Source organism: Vibrio sp. 704, assembly GCF_033339295.1.
In genome coordinates this window covers 1-940 of the sequence record NZ_JAWOUH010000178.1, presented here as the reverse complement: position 1 = coordinate 940, position 940 = coordinate 1, and the positions used below count along the sequence as shown (strand labels likewise).

Here is a 940-nt window from a genome sequence, read left to right as displayed (position 1 = left end):
TCGGGAACAGCGTAGAAAAACGAGGGCTAACCGAGGAAAGATTGAAATCCCCCACAACCAACACCTCTGGCTCGGGATAAAGCGCGGTCAGAGTTTCTATGGTTCGCACCAGCGCATTTCTTTGATGCCAAAGCTCGCTGGTTCTTGGTGATGGGGGATGAGCTGCAAACAAAGTGATCGGTGCTTGACCTTTAGGCAACCAAACCGCTCTGATGACTTCTTGTCCATTTGGCGCACGATAAACCGAAACTTCCGTGATGGGGTGTCGGCTAAGAATCATCAAATTTGAAGGGTACCCCACGTCACGTTGGCCACCATAATAATGCGGATAGACATCATCCAACATGTGCAAGAGGCTGCCAACACGCGGCGTCAGCTCTTGCATCACCACCAAATCAGCAGGATGCCTCAACAGATAGTTGATGAACTGATTGATGTCTGAGTTTTCGTAAAAAAGATTAAATTGAATGACGCTCAACGAGTGCGAGCAAGACGCCACATGACTGCGCTGCGGCGGAACAAGTAACGAGACAAACAAAATAGCGACAAAGGCAGAAAATGCACTTTGCAACCATTGGCGAGCGATAAAAAACGCCGAGGCTAAAACAACGTAAGTGAACACAATGAGGGCGGGAATCGAGGTAAGATTCTCCGCCCACCAAATATGTTCAATTTGCCTGACCGCCAGCCAAATAAGAGCGGGTAGGAGCAATATGATCCACTTAAAAACGCTCGACACACGCACTGCTCGTTTCGCTATTACATTTCATAAGCTTAAATGCAATTTCTCAACTCGCCAGTGCGTGAAGCGTTGATGTTAGACGTGGTGTACCGCCTCCTCGACAGGCTCTGGTTGAGCGGCCGTTTCACTGATTTCAATCTTAACCGCTGCGACTTTGAATTCAGGAATTTTCGCATGCGGGTCCGTTGCCGTAGTCGT

1 protein-coding gene is annotated in these 940 nt (G+C 48.7%); it reads right to left on the bottom strand.

Features of this window, described 5'->3' with window-relative positions; all coding sequences use genetic code 11:
• Window positions 1-745 (bottom strand): endonuclease/exonuclease/phosphatase family protein (locus R7R24_RS25265; protein ID WP_318119854.1); only part of this gene is annotated, 745 nt, incomplete at its 3' end.
• Between the last annotated feature and the right edge of the window lie 195 nt (window positions 746-940).